Raw genomic sequence first — 20246 nt, 5'->3', positions numbered from 1 at the left:
ATGACTCTTTTTTTGACGTGTGGGTGCCTTTTAGACGGAAAAATGCTAAGATAAGTTTGAGGTGATCGGATGATTCAAAAACATCGAAAAAATGGTAATTTCTATTTATTCATCGGTTTTTTAATGATGGCGATTTTATTTTACAGCTCATCACAAACATATGAACAACAATCACAAATCGGTTTTCTATCGCAATTACTTAAAAATGAACCATTCAAAGAGCTACTCAGTCAGATTTCCTTTTCATACGCAGGAAGTGAAGTGAGTATTGCTAAAAGTGGTTACTTTGCATTTGTTGAATTTTTCATACGCAAAGGGGCGCACTTTGGTACGTATTTTATTTTAGGTAGTAGTTTTTTCTTAGGATTGAATCCGAGGATCAAACAATATGCGTTAACAGCTATTTTTGCTTGGCTTTCAGCAACAGGCTATGCGGCACTTGACGAGTTTCATCAAATGTTAACAGGTGGTCGTAGCCCACTTTTTCAAGACGTGGCACTGGATGCAGCTGGGGCGTTCACAGGCATTGTATTATGCTGGCTGATTTTAGGGATTAAAAACAAACGGATTATATAGGAGGTATTTTTTATGGCAGGTCATAGTAAGTGGAAGAATATTCAGGGAAGAAAAAATGCGCAAGATGCAAAACGTGGAAAAATATTCCAAAAGTTATCGCGTGAAATTTTTATTGCCGCAAAAAACGGGGGCGATGATATTTCATCCAACCCAAGCTTACGTTTAGTGATTGATAAGGCACGTGCGGCGAATATGCCAAAAGACAACATCGATCGCGCAATCAAAAAAGCAACGAGCTCCGCAGACGGTGCGAATTATGCAGAAGTAACGTACGAAGGTTATGGTCCAGGTGGTGTGGCTGTTCTAGTTGAAACGTTGACAGACAACCGCAACCGAACGGCAACCAATATTCGCGTCGCTTTTAACAAAAATGGTGGGAATCTAGGTGAAACGGGTTCGGTGAATTATATGTTCGACCGTAAAGGTTATTTAGCGGTTGAGCGTGAAGGTTTAGCGATTAGTGAAGATGACTTCTTTGAGAAAGTCCTTGAAGTCGGTGGTGAAGACTTAATTACCTCACCAGAAGTCTTTGAGATTTATACCGCAGCAGAAGATTTTGTTGCTGCCCGTGACGCCTTGGAGCAAGAATTTACCTTAGCTCAAGCAGAATTAACGATGATACCTCAAACTACAACCGCACTCGACGAAGCCCAACAAGCCCAACTTGAAGGATTAATCGAGAAACTAGAAGACGATGACGACGTGACAGAAGTTTACACATCTGTCGAAGAAGCATAAAACATACAGCGCCCACCAAGAACGACACAGTTTTTGGTGGGCGTTTTTATCTAGAAAAAGCAGTGACGTGATAAATATTAGTGAACCGAAGAGAATCATTGGTACGGAGCCGTGTCAAAAGATTCGATGTGAATTACGGAAGCTGGATGCTTTAGCAACTAGCTTTCCGTTTGAAACGGTCTCACGGACTCCTAAAACCAATGAATTCTCGTAGGTGAAGGGGATTTTAATGAAAAAAAGAACCGATAGAGGAAAATAATCCTCTGCCGATTCTGAAAAATTCGCTATTGATTTGTAATGTTTAAAAAACTAACACCGGTACACCAACGTCAATCATGCCATACAGTTGTTTCATGACATTTGGTGGGGTATTGATACAGCCGTGTGAGCCAACCGTTTTCCATAATTCGCCACCGTAAGCTGGTTGCCAATCGGAATCATGAATACCGACGCCTGTCCAATCAATCGGTACCCAGTAATCAACGGGTTCCGCATATTTCGAACCGTCATCATTGGTTCCGCGTAATGTTTCATCAAGTGCTTTGTTCCATGCATAGAAAACACCTGCAGGAGTCGGTGTTGAAGGTTTCCCTGTCACAACCGGTGTATCCAGTAATAATTGGCCATCTTTGTAGTACCACATATGTTGATTAATCAGATCAATCTCGATATAAGTATTACCAAAGAGCGGGCTACCCGAGTTGGCACTTCCTTGGGCAATTGGTGAACGGCTGAATGATTCTCCAGCCAAAATGCTTGCGATCAGTTCATCTGTTTCAGTTTCAGTCGCAATGGTCCAGCTTAATGAACCAGCTGGTACACTGACTTCGCCGCGTTTCGTACTGACAAAAGTCGATGGATTCGTACTCGTATTGTAGTCGACTCCTAATTGTGTCACATACGCATGAACAAGTTCCCGATTCAGTGAAACTTTGCCATCTTGATAGATGATCCACTCATTAATTTTTTCAGATGGAATTTGGAAAGAGTTGCCATTAATCACATACGTTGCTTCGACTTGTGCGATTTTATTAATCGATTCAAGTTCTTGGGTTAGTTTTGGATCGTCCGATTTCACGCTTGGTTTGACGATGAAATCTGTTAATTCAATGTTTGAGGCACCGTTTAGCAATTGATTTTGAAGATCTTCAATTACTTTTTTCGTATCAACGTTATCTCCTTGGACTTCCGGAACAATTTCAAAGCCGCTTTCTTTTCTTTCAAGTGTCGCGTTCTTTGTTTGTGTCCGTTCTTTATTCCAAGCAACCAACTCTGTTTCAAGTTTTGCTGTTTGTTCATTTAAGGTCTCTTCGTTAAACGCACTAGGAGCTAGTTTTAAATTCGTTGGACCAGCGACGTATTGCACGCCCCATTTCCAAGGATTTTGCTTTTTTTGTAAGGCTTCTAGTTCCGTTTCAAAATTTGATTCAAGACCGAGCTCGGTTTTTTTGAAGCTCTTCCATTCTTTTCCATCCGCTTCGATGACAAAAGAAAGATCGCTTTGTGCTTGAACGAGTTTTTCATTGGCTTCTTTGACGGATAATTGGCTGACATCGAGGTCACCAATAAAGGTTTTTGGTAGGAAACGTTCTTTATAAGTTTGGCTTTGGACGGTATAGCCGCCTGCACCAAGTAGTAGCACGCCGAGAATGACTCCAGCGATGATTCCTTTTTTGTTTATTTTATTTTCCGTTTTGCGGTTATCTGAACGACGATCAGAACGTGGCATGTGGTGATCAGCTCCATTAAATTTATTGTAGTTACGCGCCCCATTCTAGCATAGTCCTATCCAAAGTGAAATTGAGAGGCTTCATTTATGTGAGAACTTTAGGAAAACTCAAAGAAAGAGTCGCGAAATTCCTAAGTCTATTCTTTTATGTTCTATTATTTTTCGCTCGCTGCATCGAATTCGGCCAACTCTTTGAAGGCGGAATCTAAAATCTCTTGCAGTTGTTTAGCAGAAGTGGCCATTTTATTTTGTTCGCTATCATTTAATGGGATTTCGATGACTTGTTTGATTCCTTGTGCATTGATGATGGCAGGAGAACCGATGTAGACATCGCTCAGTCCGTATTCCCCATCTAAGTAGACAGAAAGTGGTAGAATGGCATTTTCATTGTCGAGAATTGCTTGGGTGATACGCGTTAACGAAACAGCAATCCCGTAAAAAGTCGCCCCTTTTTTCTTGATAATATCGTAAGCCGCGTCCCGGACGTTAAAGGATAAATTGACCATTGCTTCTTCGTCAATTTCAGGGTGTTTCATGACCCAATCGTAAATCGTTAATCCAGCAATGTTGGCATGTGACCAAACAGGGAATTGAGAATCGCCATGTTCACCTAAAATATATGCTTGAACATCTCGGGCATCAACTTCAACCAGTTCCGCTAACGCCTGACGGAAACGAGCCGAATCAAGCGAAGTTCCAGAGCCAATCACGCGTTCTTTTGGGAAACCTGAAAATTTCCAAGTCGAGTAAGTTAAAATATCCACCGGATTCGCTGCCACTAAGAAAATACCTTTAAAACCAGAAGCGACAATTTGAGTGACAATTGAACGGTTAATGAGTAAGTTTTTATGAACCAAATCGCGTCGTGTTTCTCCAGGTTTTTGAGCAGCCCCAGCCGTAATGACTACAATATCGGCGTCATGTGCATCCGCATAATCCGCAGCGTAGATTTTTTTCGGCGAAGTAAAGGCTAAGGCATGTGATAAATCCTTTGCATCGCCTTCTGTTTTTGCGCGATCGATATCAATAATACCGATTTCTTGTGCAATGTTTTGGGTCACTAAAGCAAAAGCATAACTGGATCCAACGGCACCATCACCAACTAATATGATCTTTTGATTATCTTTTTTATTTGATTGTGTAGACATGTGGAGCACCAACTTTCCTTATTTGTATTGACAAGGATAGGTTACCATTTTAATAAAATATTGTCATGCAAAAATAATAGAATTCCAAAATTAATTGAAAACGTTCCAATTTTAAAGATTTTTGAAATCTAGGAAGACCAATGAAGACAAATACAAGGCTTGTGTTATAATAAAATAAGTTTAAAAAATAGCATATTAAGTAAACGAACACCCATTGAGAATGTGAAAAAGACGAAATCTTTTTCCATGCTCAATCTTTTTGCGTGTTTGTTCTTTAAAATAGATAATGGAGAAATGTATACAATGAAAATGATTGTTGGACTAGGGAATCCTGGCAAAAAATATGAAAAAACAAAACACAATGTGGGCTTCATGGTTGTTGACGAGTTAGCCCGTGCACACAATGCAACGTTTCAAAAAAATCCGTTCGAAGCAGAAGTTGCGACGTTTTTTTTGAATGGCGAAAAAATCGTTTTAGTTAAACCGTTAACATATATGAATGAATCGGGTCGTTCAGTGGGACCATTGATGACTTATTTAGGTATATATCCAGAAGAGCTTGTGGTGATTTATGATGATTTGGATTTAGCATTAGGCAAAATTCGTTTGCGTCAAAAAGGGAGCGCAGGTGGGCATAACGGCATGAAGAGTTTGATTGCGCATTTAGGTACGCAAGAATTTTATCGCATTAAAATTGGGATTGACCGTCCGCGTAAAGGGCAAAGTGTTGTGCAACATGTGTTGAGTCCTTTTAGTAAGGAAGAAATGCCACATATTGAGGATAGTTTAGATTTAGCGTTTAAAGCGAGTCAAGATTTTTTAGAAAAACAAGACTTCATTGGAACGATGAATCGTTTTAATTAAAGAAGGAGTAGTCCATGAATATTATTGATTTAGTGAATCAAGGCGCCCTCTTTAATGAGTGGCAAATCAAATTAAAAGAAAAAACACCAAGACAATTGCTGACAGGACTGTCGGGTTCTGCAAAAACATTGGCGATCTTAGGTGCTTACCAAACATTAAAACAGCCCATTCTTGTATTGACGGCTAATTTGTTTTACGCGAATCAATTAGCAGAAGATTTGCGGAATTTTGAAGAAGACGTTTATGTCTTTCCAGTGGATGAAGTGATTTCAGCGGAGATGGCTTTTGCCTCGCCGGAAGCTCGAGCGGAAAGAGTCGAGACGTTAAATGCCATCACTTCGGGACGTCCAGGTATTTATGTCGTTCCAACCGCCGGCATGCGTAAATTTTTACCAAGCAAAGAAACATGGAAAGAACATCAGTTGCATTGGAAAATCGGTGGAGAAGTGACACTCGAAACCATCGCGCAACAGCTTGTTTTTATGGGATATGAGCGACAAGGGATGATTGGAAAGCCAGGTGAATTTAGTTTACGTGGTAGCATTATTGACATTTATCCGCTTGATATGGAAAATCCTGTACGTGTGGAATTGTTTGATACAGAGATTGATTCATTGCGTTCTTTTGATGTCGAAACGCAACGTTCGTTAGAAAAATTAGAAGAAGTTTTTCTTTCACCGACTTCTGACTTAGTCTTTTCGGATGTCAATTTTCTTGATGCCTGTGAAAAATTAGAAGAGTTATTAAGCAAGCGTTTAGCGGTTACCAAAGATGTCGATGATCGTCAGCTATTAGAAGATTACTTTGGTCAATTACGAACACAGTGGCAAGAAGGAATTGCTGGTGATGAGGCGGTCTTTTACACAGACCTTCTGTATCGTGAGAAGCGGACGATTATTGATTTCTTTCCATCCGAAACGTTGGTGATGATTGATGACTATCCACGAATTCTAGAAACGACTCGCGAGATTCAACGGGAAGAAGCAGAGTGGCATACGCAAAAAATCGCCGACTTGCGTGTTTTTTCAGAACAAGTTTTTGGTGGCGATGTGCATCAGTTGTTAAGTCAAATTGAATTTCCAACGAGTTATTTTTCTGTCTTTCAAAAAGGGATGGGGAATTTACGGTTCCAGGCAATTCATAATTTTCAATACCGTCCAATGCAACAGTTTTTCGGCCAAATGGGCTTACTGAAAACGGAAGTCGATCGTTGGGAAAAACAACAGCAAACCGTCGTCTTTATTGTAGGCGATCATGAACGTGGCAAGCGACTAGAAGCAGAATTTCGTGAGCACCAAATATATGCTGTTGAAACAACGACCGATCGTATTTTCACAGGGCGTACGCAAATCATTCATGGTGCGTTGCAAAATGGTTTTGAGTTACAACAAGACCATCTTGTCGTGGTTACTGAAAAAGAGATCTTCCAAAAAGTCTCACGCAAACGCGCGCGACGCCAAACGATTTCGAATGCCGAGCGTCTAAAAAGCTACAACGAATTAAAAGTCGGCGATTACGTCGTTCACGTCAATCACGGAATCGGTAAATACTTGGGAATGGAAACCATCGCAATTGATGGTGTACACCAAGATTACATTACGATTTTATATCAAAATGAAGATAAACTCTTTATTCCAGTTACCCAGTTAAACTTAGTCCAAAAATACGTGGCGTCAGAATCGAAACAACCAAAAGTCAATAAGCTTGGCGGTAATGAATGGGCTAAAACCAAACGCAAAGTTGCGACTAAGATTGAAGACATTGCCGATGACTTGATTCAACTCTATGCTAAACGTGAGGCGGAACGAGGCTATGCTTTTGGACCAGACGACGGCTACCAAAAGGAATTTGAAGATTCGTTTCCATATAGTGAAACGGATGATCAGTTACGTAGTACGAGTGAAATTAAGCGTGATATGGAAAAACCAAAGCCAATGGATCGTTTATTAGTCGGTGACGTTGGTTTTGGTAAGACAGAAGTAGCATTACGTGCCGCTTTTAAAGCAATTAAAGACGGCAAACAAGTCGCATTTTTAGTGCCAACGACGATTTTAGCGCAACAGCATTATGAAACGATGCTCAGCCGTTTTGAAGGATTCCCTGTTGAGGTGGCCGTTTTAAGTCGTTTCCGTACGAAAAAACAACAAGAAGAAACGTTAGAGAAATTACGTAAAGGGCAAGTCGATATTATTGTCGGCACCCATCGCTTACTATCAAAAGATATTAAATTTGCTGACCTTGGCTTATTAATTGTCGATGAAGAGCAACGTTTTGGCGTGAAGCACAAAGAGCGTTTGAAACAATTGCGTTCAGAAGTTGATGTTCTAACATTAACAGCGACACCGATTCCACGAACACTGCATATGTCAATGCTAGGTGTACGTGATTTGTCAGTCATTGAGACACCACCACAAAACCGTTACCCGATTCAAACGTACGTCATGGAAACCAATCCAGGTGCGATTCGAGAAGCAATCTTACGCGAAATGGCTCGTGATGGACAAGTCTTTTATTTATACAATCGTGTCGCAACGATTGAGCAAAAAGTAGCCGAACTCGAAGCGCTTGTCCCTGAAGCGCGAATTGCGTATGCTCACGGACAAATGTCAGAAATTCAACTGGAAAATACCTTGTTTGATTTCATCGAAGGGCAATACGATGTGCTTGTTTCAACAACGATTATTGAAACAGGCGTTGATATTCCGAATGCCAACACGTTATTTGTTGAAAATGCGGATTACATGGGCTTATCGACGTTGTATCAATTACGTGGACGTGTCGGACGAAGCAATCGTGTCGCGTATGCTTACTTCATGTATGAGCAACAAAAGATTTTAAATGAAGTCAGTGAAAAACGACTCCAAGCAATTAAAGACTTTACCGAATTAGGATCGGGTTTCAAAATCGCGATGCGTGATTTATCGATCCGTGGGGCCGGAAATTTATTGGGTGCGCAACAACATGGTTTCATTGATTCTGTCGGTTTTGATTTGTATTCACAAATGTTAACCGAGGCCGTTCAGCGTAAACAAGGGAAAAATACCCAAACAGAGAAAACGTCGGTGGAAATCGATCTTGGACTGGATGCGTACTTACCGGGCACTTATATTGAAGATGAACGTCAAAAAATTGAGATATATAAACGAATTCGTGAACTTGAAACCATCGACAGTTTAGATGAGTTACAAGATGATTTACTCGATCGTTTTGGTGAATATCCAAGTGAAGTGGCTCATTTACTTTCAGTCGGCGAATTGAAAATGAATGGTGATCGCAGCTTAATGGAACGTATTCGTCGTCAAGGACAGCAAGTGATCTTAACTTTAAGTAAAGCTGGTACGAAAGCTTACGATATGGAGCAACTATTTGCGGCATTGAGTAAAACCAAGCTGAAATCAACGCTTGGTGTCGAAAAAGACCAAATGCATGTTAAATTAACGATTCCAAACGATATGAAAACAATGGTCTGGTTGAATGAAATTCAATCCTTTGTCGCAGCCTTGCGTAAAGAACGTTTCAAGAAGCAAAAAACGACAAAAAAAGGTGAGTAGGAGGCGTCTATGGCTAGATATGAGTTGAAAGAAATGATGCGTGGCGCAATCGTTTTGACGCTGGCATCTTTTATCGCCAAAGTATTGAGTGCCGTTTATCGTGTGCCCCTGCAAAATCTGGTCGGCGACGAAGGTTTTTATGTCTATCAACAAGTCTATCCTTTTTATGGAATTGCGATGACACTGGCTTTAACAGGTTTACCGCAATTTATATCTAAATATGTCGCAGAAAAAAACGATGAAGATGAGACCGAAACCTTAGGACAGTTAACGACGTTTGTCTCGGCACTCTCACTTGTGTTGTGGGGGATTTTGTTTAGTTTTAGTTACCCGATTGCTTTTTTGATGGGCGATGTTGCCTTGCAAGGCAGTATCCAAGTTGTTTCTTTTACTTTCTTATTAATCCCACCACTAACAATCTATCGGGGACATTTGCAAGGACAACTCATTTTAGTGCCGACTGCCTTGTCACAAGTCGTCGAACAATTTGTTCGTGTCGGTGTGATTTTACTCGCAGCAGCAGGTTTTCATTGGTTGAGTCTGACGATTTATCAAGTCGGTGAAGTAGCCATGCTCGGGTCTTTTATCGGAGGAATGGTAGCGGTAGCGATTTTGTTTTATGCTCACCAACGCCATTCGCAAACCCGACTACCTTTTTGGAAGAAGTCCTTTTGGCAATTTCCTAAAAGCGGTATTCGTCGTCGTTTTCTAGTGGAAGGTGGATTGGTTTCGTTATATAGTGGCTATCTATTAATTTTACAGTTAATCGATTCATTCTTCTTGGTCAATGCGTTACACTTTGGTGGCGGCACGATTGCCTTTTCGCGCATTGAAAAAGGCATCTTTGACCGTGGGCAACCACTCGTACAGTTAGGCTTGGTTGTGGCTCTTGCATTAAGCACGAGTTTTTTACCAACGTTGACGAATTATGCCAAAAATAAAAAATCAACGACGTATTTATTTGCTAGTCAATTATATTTGCGCTTAACCGTGGCTCTTGGTTTGGCAGCGTCTGTCGGTTTGGCGTTGGTTATGCCGTATATCAACTATACGTTATTTAAAGATGATTCTGGAAATCAAGTGTTGAGTGTTTTTGTCTTTTCAATCGTATTAATGGCTGTTGTTCAAGGCTACCAAAGTATCGCCCAAAGTCGTAATCATTTTCGAACGGCCTATCAAGGCGCGTTTGCGGGCTTCGGCGTTAAAGTTCTGTTGACCCCGTTACTTGTTTATTTTATGGGAACACTCGGTGCCAGTTATGCTACCCTTGCAGCCCTTTCATGTACACTCATTTGGTTTGTCAAAAATGAAACGAAAGCCATCAATCAGTTTTGGACACAGCGTCACTTTGGTTGGCGTTTGTTAGCCTCGATTGGTGTGATGACCGTATCGATTCGCTTATTCTACCGCCTGTTTACCTTTTTCTACGGCACAGTAATCGATCGACAACTTGCTCTTTATCTGACCTTGATTGGTGTTGGGATCGGTATGGCGAGTTTCCTTACAGCGTTAGTTTACTTCAAAGTGTTTAGTATTAGAGAGTGGTTTTATTTACCCTTTGGCAAAAAAATATTAAAGAAAATGAGGAAGAAAAAATGAGATTAGATAAATTTTTAAAAATTTCTCGCATTATAAAAAGACGTTCAGTCGCAAAAGAAGTGGCGGACAAAGGCAGAATTCAAATTAATGGTAAAGTGGCCAAATCAAGCAGCAGTGTCAAAATTGGTGATCAATTACAGATTCAATTTGGAAATCGCATTGTTATTTATGAAATTCGAGAACTACACGAATCGACTAAAAAAGAAGATGCAGCGCAAATGTACACGTTAATTTCAGATGAAAAACAAGCGTCGGAGGACTAATTTAGGTTAGACAACCTATTCGGATGTTGGTATAATAAAATGGACTGTCGCATGAACGGAGGGATTAAATGAATCAAGAAGAAGACAATAAAATTGAATTTCTTGAAAATGACTACGCGAGGCAACATTACGCGCAACAAGTGAAGAAACGTAGAGAGGTCATTTTTCGTCGCCGCCGTTTAGCGCTAATTTTTGGTGTCGCAACATTAATCTTTGTGAGTGTTGGTATTTCATTATTTAATGATTACCTCCGTCTACAGAACTTAGAGAATTATCAAAGTGAAGCAATCTCGGAAAAAAACGCTTCGACAAAAGAGAAAGCTGCTTTAGAAAAAGAAGTCAGTCTTTTAGAAGATGAAGATTACGTTGCTAAAATTGCCCGTGATCGTTTCTTGTACTCGAAAGAAGGAGAACTTGTTTTCCCACTACCAGAACAAGAAAAAAACAAAGAATAAAGCTATGAATGATACTATTCAATCGCAAGTCATGCTATAATCGGATTCAATCATTATTGTTGTCTAACGAGGCGATTGCTTTGCTAGGCAGTGATGACCAAATAAATGGGTAAAATATTAGGAGGAACAAAGGTTTTATGTCAATCGAAGTTGGAGTTAAACTAAAGGGAAAAGTATCGGGGATTACGAATTTTGGTGCATTTATTGATTTAGGAGGAGGCAAAACAGGCCTTGTTCATATTAGTGAAGTCTCAGATGGTTTTGTAAAGGACATCAATGAGGTGCTAAAAGTAGGCGAAGAGGTAACTGTTTTAGTCACGACTGTTGGAAACGACGGGAAAGTTGGATTGTCAATTCGCAAAGCAGTCGACAAACCAAAAGAAGAACGACGTGAATTTCCTAAAAAAGAATTTCAACGTCCGAATACTAAAAAACCATTCGTTAAAAATCAGAATACGAATTCAAGCAATATGGGTGGTAAGCAAGATTTTGACTCACTAATGAGTGGATTCTTAAAAGATAGTGACGATCGTTTGTCAACATTACGCCGAAGCACAGAAGGTAAACGTGGCGGACGTGGCGGACGCCGCAACTAATTAAAATGTGAAACAGGTGGACGTAAAAACGAACCACCTGTTTTTTTATTGAGAGGTCGTTGCTTTGGAGCGCTCAGGTGCGAGTGATAGCGAAGCCTATGGAAAAATCGTTTTTTGATTTTATCCAGAGGAAGAGCTATCACCGAGCAACTGCTCCAACAACACCGTTTACATGAGAGGCTATTGCTTTGGGGCGTTTTGTGACGAGTAATAAGCAAAGAATCGTTTGAAAGTGTTCTTTACTTTCAAAAAGATTCTGGCTTATTACCGAGTCACAGCCCCAACAATGCCGTTTATCTGACAAACATTCAATAAAAAGGAAGGTCGATTAAATGTTGGTAGATCAGGTGCAAAAAATAGCCATCGATAACCACTTGTGGCACAATGAATCTAGAGTGTTAATTGCCGTTTCTACTGGCCTAGATTCGATGGTATTGTTGCATGTTTTACAAGAGCTAACGAACACAGGACTAACCATTGGTGTGGCGCACGTGAATCATCAATTACGCGAAGTTTCTATTAAAGAAGAAGCATTTATCGCCGATTATTGTCACAAAGAGAAGATTCCTTTTTACACGCAACGTTGGCAAGTACCTGCAAAAGGCAATATTGAAAGCCAGGCACGTGAATTTCGCTATGATTTTTTTAAAGAAATCATGGAAAAATATCATTATGACGTGTTAGTGACCGCTCATCATCAGGAAGACCAAGTCGAAACAATCTTGATGAAAATGGTTCGGACGGGTGATCTTTTTGCCAGTCAAGGGATTGTGTTAACGCAAGTGTTTGGATCTGGTCGCTTGGTTCGCCCATTACTCTACCATTCGAAAGAAACGTTGCGTCAATATGCGCAAGAGCACCAACTGATTTTTTTTGAAGATGAAACCAATCAAACATTGAACTATCAACGTAATCGGTTAAGACATCAAGTGCTACCTGTTATAAAATCCGAAAACGAACAAAGTTTTGCACATTTCCAACAATTATCCGAACAAATTCAAGAGTTGGATGGTTGGTTGAGTCAACAACAAAAAAACTGGTTTGCACAAAATGTTCAGACTGGATTCGAGGAATTGACGATTGACCTGGATTGGTATGCACGTGTGTCGCCTTTTGAACGAAAGTACTTTTTGAAAGAAGTCGTGCGTTTTGCGCAAGTGACTTGGCAGTTAGTAATTTCGAAGAAACAATTAGACAAAATGATGACACTTTTAGACCAACAAGGAAAACCTCAATGGCAAATTGATTTAGTGGAAGGCTGGCATTTTAGCCGGCGCTATGGTGAGCTTCACTTAAAGAAAAATCAAACAAAATCGATCAAACAACAAGCAAGAACCATCGCGTTAGGGCAATCTTTTTTTCTAGCCGAGGATCAATGGGTGGGCTTCTTTCCGGTAGGTGAAGAAAAAATTCCAGAAAAAGTCAAACTTTGGTCAGAATTTCGCCAAGGATTTTGCGTAGACTCAGTACAATCGCTCGTTTTACGAAAACGGGAACCAGGAGATCGATTTTTGTTGAATAAACAACTCCGTAAGAAGGTTTCACGCTATTTTATTGATCAAAAAACACCACTAGAAGAACGGGATAAGGCGTGGCTTGTTGTTGATCCAGAAAATAAAGTTATCGGAATCTTACCATATACACTTTCCTATTTGAGTATTATGGAAGAAACTGATAAAATACACTACGTACTTCTTTTTAAATATAAGAAGTGATGATTGGAAGGAGAACTTTATGTTAGCAAATGATATCGAAAAAATCTTAATTACAAGAGAAGAAATTAGTCAGCGTTGTGCTGAATTAGGTCAAGAATTGACCAAAGAATATGCAGGGAAAACACCATTAGTAGTCGGTGTCTTAACGGGAGCTGTTCCTTTTATGGCGGATATTGTCCGTGAAATGGATTGCCCATTAGAAATTGATTTCATGGATGTTTCAAGTTACGGGAATGCGTTGGTATCTTCCGGTGAAGTTAAAATTGTGAAGGACTTAAATACAAACGTTGAAGGTCGCGACCTTTTAGTCGTAGAAGACATTATTGATAGCGGTCGTACATTGGCGTATTTAGTCGACTTATTCAAATACCGCAAAGCAAGCTCAGTCAAAATTGTCACGTTATTAGATAAACCAGAAGGACGCGTTGTTGATATTAAAGCGGATTATGTTGGTTTTGATGTGCCAAATGAGTTTGTTGTAGGCTATGGTTTGGACTATGAACAACACTATCGTAACCTTCCGTATGTCGGTGTTTTGAAGCCGGAAATCTATCAGACTCAAAATTGAGCGTTTTCAAAGTAACAGGAATACAGTATAATGGTCAGAGATAGACAAAATGCTAAGGAGGAGTCCCATGAATAATAAGAATAAAGGTACCGTTAGAAATACCCTTTATTATGTACTAATTTTATTAGCGATGGTCATGGTGGTCTACTTTTTCTTCGGAAACGGAAATAGTCAGACACCTGAAATTGAATATTCAAAGTTTTCACAGCAATTAAAAGATGGTACAGTTAAAGAATTTACGATCCAACCTGCAAATGGTGTGTATCGAATTACTGGTGAGTTTAAATCAGAGCAAAAAGTTGAAAATAGTAATGGCCTAAGTGTGCTTGGTTCAACTCAAGCAGCGACGAGCCGCTTTACAACGATTGTTTTGCCAAATGACTCAACCTTACACGAAATTACGTCGACTGCCAAAGCAGCAGGCGTTAAAACAGTGATTCAAGAAGAATCTTCAAGTGGTATTTGGGTTTCACTCTTACTTAGCTTCTTACCAATCGTGATTTTCATCTTCTTCTTCTATATGATGATGAGTCAACAAGGTGGCGGCGGAGGCGGCGGCGGAGGTCGTGGCGTGATGAACTTCGGTAAATCAAAAGCCAAAGAAGCCGATGCCAAAGCTGTTAAAATTCGTTTTTCAGACGTTGCTGGTGCAGAAGAAGAAAAACAAGAATTAGTTGAAGTTGTTGAATTCCTAAAAGATCCACGTCGTTTCGTGGCATTAGGTGCTCGTATTCCAGCTGGTGTTCTTTTAGAGGGACCTCCAGGAACGGGTAAAACATTACTTGCAAAAGCCGTTGCTGGTGAAGCAGGCGTACCATTCTATTCGATTTCAGGTTCTGATTTCGTAGAGATGTTCGTCGGTGTCGGTGCCAGTCGTGTACGTGATTTATTTGAAACAGCGAAGAAAAATGCTCCTGCTATTATCTTTATTGATGAGATCGATGCAGTTGGTCGTCAACGTGGCGCAGGTATGGGTGGCGGACATGATGAACGTGAACAAACCTTAAACCAATTATTAGTCGAGATGGATGGATTTGGTGGAAACGAAGGCGTTATCGTCATTGCTGCAACCAACCGTTCAGACGTCTTAGATCCGGCGTTATTACGTCCAGGTCGTTTTGACCGTCAAATCTTAGTTGGTCGTCCAGATGTTAAAGGACGCGAAGCGATTTTACGTGTTCATGCTCGTAATAAGCCATTAGCAAACGATGTTGATTTAAAAGTTGTTGCACAACAAACACCAGGTTTTGCTGGTGCAGAATTAGAAAACGTCTTAAACGAAGCAGCACTTGTTGCTGCGCGTCGTAATAAAAAGAAAATTGATGCTTCAGATATTGATGAAGCACAAGATCGTGTGATTGCAGGTCCTGCTAAAAAAGACCGCGCAATTAATAAACGCGAACGCGAGATGATTGCTTATCACGAAGCGGGTCATACCATCGTAGGTTTAATTTTAAGCCGCGCACGTATTGTCCACAAAGTAACGATTATCCCTCGTGGTCGTGCAGGTGGGTATATGATCGCATTACCAAGAGAAGAACAATTCTTACTTACAAAAGAAGACATGTTTGAACAAATCGTTGGCCTTTTAGGTGGACGTACAGCTGAAGAAGTGTTCTTCAACGTTCAATCAACAGGTGCATCTAATGACTTCGAACAAGCAACAGCTCTTGCACGTAGTATGGTAACCGAATATGGAATGAGTGACTTAGGTCCGGTTCAATATGAAGGAAACCATCAAGTCTTCGTTGGTCGTGATTATGGTCAAACAAAAGCATACTCTGAACAAGTTGCATTTGAAATCGATCAAGAAGTACGCCGTATCTTAATGGAGGCGCACGAAAAAGCGCGTGAAATCATTGAAGAACATCGCGAGAAAAATGAATTGATTGCTCAAAAATTACTTGAATTTGAAACACTTGATGCCAAAGCAATCAAGTCACTCTTTGAAACAGGTGAAATGCCAGCCGATTTCAAAGAGGATGAATTCCCAAGTGAACGCGTTGCCCAATCTTATGAAGAAGCAAAACGTGCACTAGAAGAAAAAGACGCTCAAAAACAAGTAGAAGAGCATGAAGAATTTGAAAGCGAAAAAGCAGAGTTAAACGAAGAGTCAAAAGAAGAGTCGAAAGACGAATCAACCGATAACTCAGAAAAATAGTTCAAATGAGAGGTTACGCCGATGATGGCGTAACTTCTTTTTTTAATGGCATAAAAGAAGTTACGACTCGTAGATAGTCCTACCTCCGAATAAAATCAAGCAGCGATTGTTTCTACGGTCGGCTTATCTCTAGTTGTTAAGCACGTTTTTTATGTTTCTTTTTATTAAAATTTAGGCATCCTTGTTGAAAAAAATAAGAGATGCTAGTATGATGCAATGAGTAAATAAGAGGAGCGAACCGAATAATGAAAGATTACATTACAAAAGCACTCGTCTATGATGGGTACATTCGAGCATATGCAATTAACGCAACAGAAACAGTGACAGAAGCACAAAAAAGACATGATACTTGGCATAGTTCTTCGGCGGCTTTAGGTCGTGCCTTAATCGGAACACTACTATTAAGTAGCGCGGATTTAAAAACAGATGGCGATCGTCTGACGGTTAAGATTCAAGGAAACGGTCCAGGAGGTGCCATTATTGTTGATGGTGACGCAAATGGGAATGTTAAAGGGTACATTCAAAACCCACATGTGAGTATTCCTTCTAATGAACATGGGAAAATTGATGTTCGTGGCGTTGTGGGAACAGAAGGTATTTTTAGCGTGATTAAAGATTTAGGCTTGAAAGAACCTTTCTCAGGTCAAGTACCGATTGTTTCAGGTGAGTTAGGTGAGGACTTTACTTACTACTTAGCTGCGTCGGAACAAATCCCTTCAGCTGTTGGCTTAAGTGTATTAGTCGATAAAGATGAAACGATTAAAGCAGCAGGTGGTTTTATGATTCAAGTGTTACCTGGTGCCGATGAAGTAGTCTTAGCGAAACTGGAAGAACGTCTAGCTCAATTGCCACGTGTTTCAGATTTAATTGATTCAGGTAAGACGCCAGAGGAATTGTTGGAAGTGATTTTTGAAGGGGAACGCATGTTGTTCTTAGAAGAGCAACCCGTTCAATTTTCGTGTGATTGTTCAAAAGAGAAGTTTTCACGTGCCATTTTAACCTTGGGTACAAGCGAGATTCAAGCAATGATTGATGAAGATCAAGGTGCCGAGACTGTCTGCTCATTTTGTAATAATAAATATCACTTTGATGAATCTGACTTAACGGATCTGATTGAAGAAATTACTGGAGGCAAGAAGTAGATGGAGCAAGGTTGGAAAATTGGTGATGTTGCCATTCCAAACCGTGTCGTTGTGGCACCAATGGCGGGGATTACGAACGCCGCTTTTCGGGTAACTGTCAAAGAAGCCGGTGCCGGTCTGGTTGTGTGCGAAATGATTAGCGATCAAGGGATTCAAATGCGCAACAAAAAGACACTCGAAATGTTGTACATTGATGACGAAGTTGAGCATCCATTAAGTTTACAAATTTTTGGTGGCACGAAAGAAACACTTGTCGAGGCAGCGAAGTTTGTCGCAGAAAATACGACAGCCGATATTATTGATATCAATATGGGGTGTCCCGTGAATAAAATTATTAAAGCCGAAGCGGGTGCAAAGTGGTTACTAGATCCGGATAAGGTTTATGAAATGGTGCATGCTGTTTCTTCAGCGATTGAAAAACCAGTAACCGTTAAAATGCGTATTGGTTGGGATGATGAGCATATTTTTGCTGTTGAAAATGCGAAGGCTGCTCAGGCCGCAGGTGCAGCAGCGGTTGCGATGCACGGTCGTACACGAGTGCAAATGTATGAAGGCAATGCCAACTGGGATGTTTTGCGTGAAGTGAAAAAACACCTATCAATTCCATTTATGGGGAATGGTGATGTCCGTACGCCAGAAGATGCCAAAAGAATGTTTGAAGAAGTTGGCTGTGATGCGGTGATGATTGGACGTGCTGCGATGGGGAATCCTTGGATGATTCATCGAACAAAACATTACCTTGAAACAGGTGAACTGATTGCTGAACCAACACCACGTCAAAAAATCGATACAGCGAAGCTTCACTTTGAACGTTTGATTCAATTAAAAGGTGAGAAAATTGCTGCTAGAGAATTTCGTCAACACGCTGCCTACTATCTAAAGGGCATTCCACGTGCTGCGAAAGTCAAAGCAGCGATTAATCAATCCGAAACAAGAGAAATGACGCTGCAGTTATTGACTGAGTTCTTGGATAAGGTCGAGAGTCAAGCAACTGTGCGTTAAAAAGTCAAGAGGAAGTAAGTAGAAGAAGCAACTTCAGCTTGCTTTTTCTCGTTTTCATTGGCATTATAGAAAAGTAGTGAAAAATAGAACGGAGGATGACTCGTGACAGAGGAACGCCAAACACAAGAAGAACTAAACGATCAAATGTTAGTTCGCCGTCAAAAGATGGAACAATTACAACAAGAAGGAATTGATCCTTTCGGAAAACGTTTTGACCGTACCCATAATTCTGCCGAGTTGCATGAATTATTTAACCAACGATCAAAAGAAGAACTGAAGGAAATGGCATTAACAAGTAGCATTGCTGGAAGAATGGTAACGAAGCGTGGAAAAGGGAAAGCTGGATTTGCGCATTTACAAGATCGTGAAGGTCGCATTCAAATTTACGTCCGTAAAGACCAAGTCGGCGATGAAGCGTATGAGTATTTCAAACAAGGTGATTTAGGAGATTTCTTTGGCATCACAGGAGAAATCATGAAGACTGATACAGGAGAAGTTTCGATTAAAGCAACGGAACTAACCTTATTATCAAAATCTTTACGTCCATTACCAGATAAATACCACGGCTTAACGAACGTTGAACAACGTTACCGTCAACGTTCATTAGATTTAATTAGTAATAAAGAAAGTTTTGATCGTTTTGTTAAGCGTAGCAAAATTATTAGTGAAATTCGTCATTACTTAGATGGACAAGGATTCTTAGAAGTTGAAACACCTGTTTTACATAATCAAGCAGGGGGAGCTGCCGCGCGTCCATTTATGACACACCACAATGCATTGGATATCGAATTAACTTTACGCATCGCTTTAGAGTTACATTTGAAACGTTTAATCGTTGGTGGAATGGAAAAAGTTTATGAAATTGGTCGTGTTTTCCGTAATGAAGGAATCGATACAACACATAACCCAGAATTTACAATGCTTGAATGTTACGCAGCTTACACTGATTATAAAGATATTATGAATTTAACAGAAGGTATTTTCCGTCACGTAGCAACAAGTGTCTTAGGCACTCCTGAAATTAGTTATGATGGGAAAACAATCGATTTAGGATCAGATTTCCGTCGCGTGCATATGGCAGATGCAGTTAAAGAAGTAACAGGTGTTGATTTCTGGGCAGAGATGACTGTCGAAGAAGCACACGCGTTAGCCAAAAAACATGAAGTACCTGTAACGAAAAATATGAGTGTTGGACACATCTTGAATGAATTCTTCGAAACTTTTGTTGAAGATACATTAGAACAACCAACCTTTATTTACGGACATCCGGTAGAAGTTTCTCCGCTTGCGAAGAAAAATCCAGAAGATGGCCGCTTTACAGATCGTTTTGAATTATTTATCGTTGGGCGTGAATTTGGAAATGCCTTTACCGAGTTAAATGATCCAATCGATCAAAGAGAGCGTTTTGAAGCACAAGAAAAAGAACGCTCAGAAGGAAACGATGAGGCACATGGTGTCGATGAAGAGTTCTTAGAAGCGTTAGAATACGGAATGCCGCCAACAGGTGGACTAGGAATAGGTATTGACCGTTTAGTGATGTTACTAACCGATGCGCAATCGATCCGTGATGTATTACTATTCCCAACAATGAGATAAAAATATTTTTTTAAGGCGTAAAGCAAAGGAAAGTCTTTGTTTTGCGCCTTTTTCATTGAGGTTAATGAAAGAAATTGGAACAAGATGGATTAAAATGCGAACGAAAAGAAGTAAAATAACACTTAATTGTCGTAAGTTATGTTAGGGGAGGTGTTAGATTGTTGATTGACCTAACGCTGTTTCCTTGGTATATTAGTAGTTGTTGGAAATACGAAAAGTTTTTTTAAAAAAACGATTGACGTGTGTTTAACAAAGTGCTATTATAACTAAGTCGCAAACACAACATAAAATAACAAATTTTCAAATTGAAAAAATGTTAAAAAGTAGTTGACAAGTAACAATGCGATTTGTTATTATAACGAAGTCGCTGTTAACAGCTGAAGGTTGTTTAAAAACTTCCTGAAAAAACTTTTATAAAAAGTGTTGACAATGAAAACTCAACCTGATATGATATAAGAGTTGCTAACGACGCGACAACGTAGACCTTTGAAAACTGAACAAAGCAAGCAAAACAAACAACAAACGTGTAGAATGTTTCTATTA

The 20246-nt window shown here is 40.0% G+C and carries 16 protein-coding genes; 14 read left to right on the top strand and 2 right to left on the bottom strand.

From position 1 onward, the window contains the following. Positions 1-69 precede the first annotated feature (69 nt). Positions 70-576 (top strand): VanZ family protein, encoded by a 507-nt coding sequence (locus IEV09_RS11360; RefSeq protein WP_188368431.1) that lies wholly within the window; start codon positions 70-72, stop codon positions 574-576. A 12-nt stretch (positions 577-588) separates the two neighbouring features. Further along, a complete protein-coding gene (locus tag IEV09_RS11355; RefSeq protein ID WP_188368430.1) occupies positions 589-1314 on the top strand; it encodes a YebC/PmpR family DNA-binding transcriptional regulator in 726 nt (241 codons plus the stop codon). Positions 1315-1615: 301 nt separating this feature from the next. Here IEV09_RS11355 and IEV09_RS11350 read toward each other — a convergent pair whose 3' ends face one another. Beyond that, entirely contained in the window at positions 1616-3043 is a 1428-nt protein-coding gene (locus IEV09_RS11350) for a L,D-transpeptidase family protein (RefSeq protein ID WP_188368429.1), read from the bottom strand. Between the two features lie 155 nt (positions 3044-3198). Further along, positions 3199-4191, bottom strand: coding sequence for an L-lactate dehydrogenase (locus tag IEV09_RS11345; RefSeq protein WP_188368428.1), 993 nt, complete (start codon positions 4189-4191; stop codon positions 3199-3201). Between the two features lie 303 nt (positions 4192-4494). Between IEV09_RS11345 and pth the strand changes: the two genes are divergently transcribed. From pth to lysS, 12 genes are all read left to right on the top strand, one after another. Further along, positions 4495-5055: an aminoacyl-tRNA hydrolase gene (pth, locus tag IEV09_RS11340; RefSeq protein ID WP_188368427.1), complete on the top strand. Its 561-nt coding sequence runs from the start codon at positions 4495-4497 to the stop codon at positions 5053-5055. A 14-nt stretch (positions 5056-5069) separates the two neighbouring features. Next, positions 5070-8606, top strand: a complete 3537-nt coding sequence (gene mfd / locus IEV09_RS11335; protein WP_188368426.1) for a transcription-repair coupling factor — start codon at positions 5070-5072, stop codon at positions 8604-8606. A gap of 9 nt (positions 8607-8615) precedes the next feature. Next, positions 8616-10205 (top strand): putative polysaccharide biosynthesis protein, encoded by a 1590-nt coding sequence (locus tag IEV09_RS11330; RefSeq protein ID WP_188368425.1) that lies wholly within the window; start codon positions 8616-8618, stop codon positions 10203-10205. After that, entirely contained in the window at positions 10202-10468 is a 267-nt protein-coding gene (locus IEV09_RS11325; RefSeq protein ID WP_188368424.1) for an RNA-binding S4 domain-containing protein, read from the top strand. The genes IEV09_RS11330 and IEV09_RS11325 overlap by 4 nt, the downstream gene beginning before the upstream one ends. A gap of 68 nt (positions 10469-10536) precedes the next feature. Next, positions 10537-10923, top strand: coding sequence for an FtsB family cell division protein (locus IEV09_RS11320; RefSeq protein ID WP_188368423.1), 387 nt, complete (start codon positions 10537-10539; stop codon positions 10921-10923). Between the two features lie 137 nt (positions 10924-11060). Continuing rightward, the gene (locus IEV09_RS11315) at positions 11061-11519 is read left to right on the top strand and encodes a S1 domain-containing RNA-binding protein (RefSeq protein WP_188368422.1); all 459 of its coding nucleotides are present in this window, start codon (positions 11061-11063) and stop codon (positions 11517-11519) included. Positions 11520-11851: 332 nt separating this feature from the next. Continuing rightward, entirely contained in the window at positions 11852-13234 is a 1383-nt protein-coding gene (gene tilS / locus IEV09_RS11310; protein ID WP_188368421.1) for a tRNA lysidine(34) synthetase TilS, read from the top strand. 19 nt (positions 13235-13253) lie between these two features. Further along, positions 13254-13802, top strand: a complete 549-nt coding sequence (gene hpt, locus IEV09_RS11305) for a hypoxanthine phosphoribosyltransferase (protein ID WP_188368420.1) — start codon at positions 13254-13256, stop codon at positions 13800-13802. Between the two features lie 67 nt (positions 13803-13869). Next, positions 13870-15963 carry an ATP-dependent zinc metalloprotease FtsH gene (ftsH, locus tag IEV09_RS11300; protein WP_188368419.1) on the top strand — a complete coding sequence of 698 codons (2094 nt, stop codon included), beginning with the start codon at positions 13870-13872 and terminating at the stop codon, positions 15961-15963. Between the two features lie 245 nt (positions 15964-16208). After that, positions 16209-17105: an Hsp33 family molecular chaperone HslO gene (gene hslO, locus IEV09_RS11295; protein ID WP_188368418.1), complete on the top strand. Its 897-nt coding sequence runs from the start codon at positions 16209-16211 to the stop codon at positions 17103-17105. After that, complete coding sequence (dusB, locus tag IEV09_RS11290; RefSeq protein ID WP_188368417.1) at positions 17106-18107, top strand: tRNA dihydrouridine synthase DusB; 1002 nt, start codon at positions 17106-17108, stop codon at positions 18105-18107. A 102-nt stretch (positions 18108-18209) separates the two neighbouring features. Next, complete coding sequence (gene lysS, locus IEV09_RS11285) at positions 18210-19703, top strand: lysine--tRNA ligase (protein WP_188368416.1); 1494 nt, start codon at positions 18210-18212, stop codon at positions 19701-19703. Positions 19704-20246 lie beyond the last annotated feature (543 nt).

The sequence above is a fragment of the Enterococcus alcedinis genome (assembly GCF_014635985.1).
In the GTDB taxonomy this organism is placed as follows: Bacteria; Bacillota; Bacilli; order Lactobacillales; family Enterococcaceae; genus Enterococcus_I; species Enterococcus_I alcedinis.
This window is presented reverse-complemented; position numbering and strand designations above follow the sequence as displayed.